This window comes from Streptococcus sanguinis (genome assembly GCF_019929145.1).
In the GTDB taxonomy this organism is placed as follows: domain Bacteria; phylum Bacillota; class Bacilli; order Lactobacillales; family Streptococcaceae; genus Streptococcus; species Streptococcus sanguinis_U.
Genome location: NZ_JAHZOW010000009.1, coordinates 1 through 5915, shown reverse-complemented (window position 1 = coordinate 5915; position 5915 = coordinate 1). Strand labels below are relative to the sequence as shown.

The 5915-nt window shown below is 40.9% G+C and carries 5 protein-coding genes; all 5 read right to left on the bottom strand.

All coding sequences use genetic code 11. The features are described from left to right. Nucleotides 1-264: 264 nt before the first annotated feature. Nucleotides 265-618: a hypothetical protein gene (locus K1I94_RS11165; protein ID WP_209552083.1), complete on the bottom strand. Its 354-nt coding sequence runs from the start codon at nucleotides 616-618 to the stop codon at nucleotides 265-267. Further along, entirely contained in the window at nucleotides 615-1568 is a 954-nt protein-coding gene (locus K1I94_RS11160) for a hypothetical protein (RefSeq protein WP_223315332.1), read from the bottom strand. The genes K1I94_RS11165 and K1I94_RS11160 overlap by 4 nt, the downstream gene beginning before the upstream one ends. Beyond that, nucleotides 1565-3790: a hypothetical protein gene (locus tag K1I94_RS11155; RefSeq protein WP_223315331.1), complete on the bottom strand. Its 2226-nt coding sequence runs from the start codon at nucleotides 3788-3790 to the stop codon at nucleotides 1565-1567. Before K1I94_RS11155 ends, K1I94_RS11160 begins: the two co-directional genes overlap by 4 nt. A gap of 16 nt (nucleotides 3791-3806) precedes the next feature. Next, the gene (locus K1I94_RS11150) at nucleotides 3807-4151 is read right to left on the bottom strand and encodes a hypothetical protein (protein ID WP_209552080.1); all 345 of its coding nucleotides are present in this window, start codon (nucleotides 4149-4151) and stop codon (nucleotides 3807-3809) included. 15 nt (nucleotides 4152-4166) lie between these two features. Continuing rightward, nucleotides 4167-5915: FtsK/SpoIIIE domain-containing protein (locus K1I94_RS11145; protein WP_223315330.1), on the bottom strand; the 1749-nt coding region annotated here is incomplete at its 5' end.

The following is a 5915-nucleotide window of genomic DNA, read 5'->3' as shown; positions in this document are numbered from 1 at the left end:
TGACAACCGTCTTGATATTCTCAGACAGCGAGCTCATCACATCCTGCACGAAGATCAGTGAGCAGCCCAGGTCAGTCATTTTATTTATTTTTTGGGAAATAGCAGAGCGGATAAACCATTCAAAAAATATAGAGTTTTCAAAGTACTAGAAGGAAAATGTCCTTGTTCCATTATACCATACGAGAGATAGGAGAAAAGAAGAGAAAAAGAAAACTACTTGAAAATGAAATCAAGTAGTTTAAAACAAATTCTAAAGCTAGATTATTAAGGTAGTATTTTATAGGTTGTCGAAGTTTTAGCTTGCTGCTTCTTTTGTGCAGCTTGCTGCTTAGAGCTAGGGACTGCACGAACAGTTACCGATGAAATCTCCTTAGCTAATGTACTGTCCTTAGATTTAAAATATTCCGCAACACTATTGATATAGTCATTAAAATTTTTTATTGACTCTCCCAAATTCTCCGTACTTTTTTGAATAGTATCAGATGCTGCCTCTAAATATTGCGTAGATGAATCCTGCACATATCCTGCAAAAGCTGCAGTATAAGGAGTTGCTAATTGGACATTAAAATTCGCATTAGAACTTTGGATAGTCCTATGGTTGACTTGTATTTGACTCATTCTTTATTTTCCTCCTTTTTAGAATGCAACTCCTGCCAAACTAGAAAGTCTTGGTAGGAGTTAATGGAAGTGACTTCCCCAGTAGTCTCATCTGTAATAGTAAGAGAAAGTTTTTCTTCTCCTGTAGGCGCAAACCAGCGCATGAGAATATTAAACCATTCCTCCTGGCTATTCTCATCTTGACGCACGAAAAGTCTGGTCTTCCCCTGATTCAGTTTTTGAACGAGTTTCGGATAGGTTTGATAGATATTGAGATTTTCGTGTATTTTCATGTTTTTTGTCACAGAAACCTCCAAAATTGCATCACTAATATCTACATTATATGTATCCCAAACACGCTTAGATAAGCCAGTTGCACTAATAGCCAAATCAAACTCTCTTTGTTGATTAAGGATATCCTTTGGACAATCTATGACCTCCTCTGTATCTGTATTAACCAAAACGTCTTTGTAATGAACCGGAGCACCTTTATTCTCTTTCGACAAACCTATATACAAATAATCTGCTCCCCGGTAAAACACAATCTTGATTGACACCGATAAATCAATACCCAACTTAGAATCGTATTTGCGTATAATCTCATACAGATCCAGCTTCTTTTCTTCTTTTTTGCTATTCAAATCATAGCAATGAAGATAATAGTATTCTCCATCCTTCTGTTGGTCATCACGTGGGAGTCTGTTTGTATTGTTACGCCGCCACTCTGTTAAATAAAAATTCTTCTTCCCTACCATAAAATATGGATAATAAGGAGTGTTAGAGGTAATAGCGACAACCCGTCCATTTTCTAGCTGCTCAATCTGTATATCCTTGTCCACGTTTACTTTAACAGATTCTTCAAAACGTGGTGTCACCCGCAGAAAAAAGTACCAGACGGCAACTCCGAGTAAGAAAAATACTGCTAATAGAATAGAAAAGAGTTTAGTTTTCTTAATTTGAAGTTGTCTCATGGTTGGTCTCCAGTCTTGTTCCCCTCTAGTAGCTTATCATAGAATTCGTTGCGGTCAGTAATATAATCTCCTGCACTAAAGACCTTTCTTTCAAGACCAAAGGGATTTTTCCCATTATCTTTTTCTTCCTGTATAATCTCCATACTCTTAAAGAAATTTACCATATTTTGATTCTCCATTCCACCTTTTCCTGTCAGAAAATCCCTCATGTCACTGGTAATGGGTGCCAATTTATCATCACTGTCCTTGATTCCAAAAAATTTAGACACATCATTTCTATAGGGACTGCCCGGCTTATACTGGCTCATAGCCTGATCAAATTTTTCTAAAGCCTCGGCTCCATTATTTCCATTCGTATGATATACATAAGTCCGCACGCCATTCTTCTCTAGGTCATCCATCTCCAGAATTGCCTGCAGATCATACTGTGGACGGAACAGTACGGTTTTATTCTCCTTTTTACTTCCCAAATCACCGAAACCGTGATTATAATCGCTAATGGTATACCCGCCTATATTAAACAACTTTTGATTGGTCTTCTTCTTAATTTCATCAGCGTTCTTTTGAATCTCATTTAATTTCGATACGATAACTCCCGTATTAGAAATACCACGTGGCCACTTCCCAAGCAAATCACTATAGCTGGAACCGAACTGGCCTTTATTAACCGCATCCTGTTTGATAATTGATGAAAAACGCTGTTCCATTGTAGATTTTTCTCCGAAAAGGACATCCGAATTGCGAATTGTGTTAATCATGAAAGCATATTGAGAACCGGCTCCTAAGGTCGCCATATCCAATGCAAAGTCAACACCAGCCTTTAAGCGTTTCTCATCCAATTTTCTGTATTCTTCACTAAGTTCAGAAAGTTCTAGTGGAGTTGCATTTTCCTGACGGTTGGAAATAACAGATAATTCTTTTTGTAAGTTCCCACCTTTAACCGAAAGCGTAAAACGATAGATGTCATCTTTGTTTTCGTTGACCAAACTGAGGCTGCCCTGCTTGATGGTTCTGGTTTCATAGATTGGATTCTTTTTATCGGCTGGATTGATATTACGGTCTCGTCCAACATGATTAACATGCATCGCCTCAAATAAATGTACCAAGCGTCCGGCTGATTTTAAATCTTTATCCAGCGCTGCAAGTAAGGGGGCGTTTTCATCTAGCTGATGTTCATAAGTCGCGGTATCATTTCCTTGCAGCTTGGGATTCAGAGCCCGTGCTCTGTTACCAATAAGTTCTGCATATCTGTCTCCAGCAATAGTCATTTTCTCTGTATAAGCTTGAGCTTTATCATGATGTTGATTAGATATAGCAATCGCCATCGCTTCAATATTAGTAAAGTCATTCTCATCTTCTGCCCGCACCTCTTCTGCATGTGTCCTTAAATAGATTTTATACATCATAACAGAGCTAACATTACTAGTATCTACGCTTCCTAGGTCAGTGAAGAACTGCTTCTTGTCTGTTCCTTCTCCTAAGAGAACTTTGAGCGCAGCTCCGTCTCCTCTATCTTGAATGGCATCCAATTCATCAATATTATTCGCTCTCAGTTGGCCAGAAATAATCATAGCCTCGACATCACTAGCAGGTAGGCCAGACATAAACCGAGCATTATTTAAAGCTTGTGACACAATAGATAATTCTGATGTAAAACTTTTTAAATCAGCCTTGAAAGTCTGCAGGGCATTCTCCAGCTTCATATGAGTATCCATTCGAGCCTGCCCTAAAGTCTGTAGTTCTCCCTTCGCAGAAGCCAATTCACTACGAGTATTAATCTCACCCTCGTCGACACTCTCCGGTTCCGGATCCATTTTTAAAGCATCTCTAGCTGCCTCTAACTGAGGATCTAATGCTTTATGCAATTTTTCAAATCGATCGACAGTAGTCTCATCAAGCCATTTTTTAACATGCTTTATGGGAGTTTTTTGTGTTCGCAAAATATCAGATGTAAAACCTGCGCCTTCCACAGCTTTTACATATGTGTCAATGATAGTTCCATATTTAGTTAACAGTTCCGGATATCTTACAAAAATCTTTTGAGCAATAGTATTCATTTTATTTTCAAATGCCTTGATTGCCTCTGAATGCGATCCATTCGTCTTAATCGTAAGAGTATGGTGAGCTCCCTCAATTCCATCTTTATAATTAGCAGATGACGTGATTGCACTTTCTCCATGAGTGGACAATCCTGATTTAGTTAAAAACTTTACAATAGCCATACTTTCCCTCCTTGTTTTATTTATTTGTTATAGCATCCCAAATTTCAGAAAATCTAAGTTGAGTATTCAGAGAATTTAATTTGTAAGCTAATACCCTTTCCTGACTGTGAATTTTGTCCATCATAGCGCTTTTCTTATCATCAAATTTTGACTTGAACCCCTTGATAGCTTTTGACTCATCATCCTTCATCTCATCATATTTATTCCCATATAAATCCGCAACATCTCCGCCTTCGTAGGTTTCTTTAATTTCGTTTTTTACACTGCCTAATCCCTTTCCAGCTGCTTGAAGCGCTTTAAGTTTTTTTTCGACTTGAGCAATTTCCGCTCTAAGTGCAATAGTATTCTGTGAATCTGCCATTTTTTCTCCTTCATATTACTCTATAAAAACTTTGACTTTCCTAGCCATATTATCCTGAACCAAGTAATGTTCTTGTACTTCAAGAACCGGCTCCCTAGTATTTGGTCTATTATTTACATTAAGCACCTGTTGGTCGTTAATCCGAGTCGCAATTAAACCTTGTTTGAAGTTTCTAACTACTTTAGTCGCAGTATCATAATGCTTCGTCAGACTAACATCTGTAATAACAATTGGCATATAACCAAGTTTAGGACCTTTCTCAAGAATTCGTGCCAACTCTTTTTGAGTATCTATGCTCAATTCTTCAATAAAATCTGAGAAATCATAGAACAGTACGGTTGCGACATAATCAAATTGTCGATTCGCCATTCGTTCATCTAACTTAGCAGAGATAGATAAAATTGTCTCTTCCAAAGCCTCTTTATCAAAAGCAGTCAGCACCTCATCATCCATTTCTGGCAACATATTGTACAAAGGTGCCAACAAAACAACTTTTTTATCCATTTGTTTCGACATCTCAATAATATGCTCAGTTATTGCTAGTTTCTGTTCTTCTTTTTCACCAGCTACATATACAAACGGCCCTTGATGAGTCTGCCATCCTACTGGTTGTACATTCTCCATATCCAATCCCATTGGGATAACTTCCTGCTGCAAGAGTTCTTGAATACCATAAGCTTGGTAAAAGACATCTTTGCTCAACTCCTCTGGTACCATCGGAATGGCACTTGGGCGTTGTCCGGTCCAAGCTTCTTGGAGAGAAGCGACTTCTTGACGCAAGTTGTTGAGGACTTGCGCATCATTGGCACCCGCTACTGGCAAAGCTAGCTGGATAACATCAACCTCGTCACGCTTCATAAGCGCCCGACCCTTGATGTCTTCCATGGTTTTCGCAAGAGGGGTAGAGCCCACGATAGAGCGGACTTCTCCGAAATCATTCTGCGGCAGACTCAGCTGGTGCTTGAAGTTGGCGTAGAACTGCGCCCGAAGGTTGGACTGACGGCCCGCTGTCACCAAGAGGTGAACACCGATGCTGAGACCTTCACGGGAGATCCGCACCAAGAGCTTGAAGAGCTCCGCTTCATAGGCCTCTTCTTTCATGGACTCATAGCTGTCCAGTAAGATGACAATCGCCGGCTCTTGCTGACCGCTAGCCTGACGGTAAAGCTCCAAGGTACCAACACCGTAGTCCGACAAGAGCTTCTTACGCCGGTTGAGCTCCCGCTCCATGATGCGCACAAACTTGGCAATCTTCTCCGTCTGATCCAAAAGCAGGGTATCGGCTACCTGCGGTAATTGGCCCAGCGGCGCCAGACCATTGGTACCGAAGTCCATCAGGTAGAGCGTGACATCTTTGGGACTGAACTTGCGAGCCAAGTCCATGGCCGCACTTTGCAGGAAGGTTGTCTTCCCCGTACCTGGACTTCCGTAGAGCAGGATATGCCCATCCTTAGACAGATTGACAGAGACGGGCTCTTGCTTCTGCGCCTGCGGGATATCCGCCATTCCCAGAAGGACAGAGACAGGCTTCTTTTGCTCCCAGGCTTCCTGCGGCTGGATCGGCTCCAGCTCCTGCAGGGTCATCCGCTCTTTAAGCGGTGGCAGCCATGGCTGTGGCACTGGTGGGATCTGCTGACTCTCTGTCAGTAGTTGGATCTGACTGACAATAGCTTCCAGCTCCGTCGGTACTTCCTTGATATCCTCGGCTAAGTCAAGTCCTGACAGGTCTTGATTGAGCACTTCGTATTGGCCTAGGTCGTTGAT

Excerpts from the sequence above, each read along its gene's own strand:
- K1I94_RS11155 (WP_223315331.1), bottom strand. The coding sequence starts at position 3,790 with ATGGCTATTGTAAAGTTTTTAACTAAATCAGGATTGTCCACTCATGGA.
- K1I94_RS11160 (WP_223315332.1), bottom strand. The coding sequence starts at position 1,568 with ATGAGACAACTTCAAATTAAGAAAACTAAACTCTTTTCTATTCTATTA.
- K1I94_RS11150 (WP_209552080.1), bottom strand. The coding sequence starts at position 4,151 with ATGGCAGATTCACAGAATACTATTGCACTTAGAGCGGAAATTGCTCAA.
- K1I94_RS11165 (WP_209552083.1), bottom strand. The coding sequence starts at position 618 with ATGAGTCAAATACAAGTCAACCATAGGACTATCCAAAGTTCTAATGCG.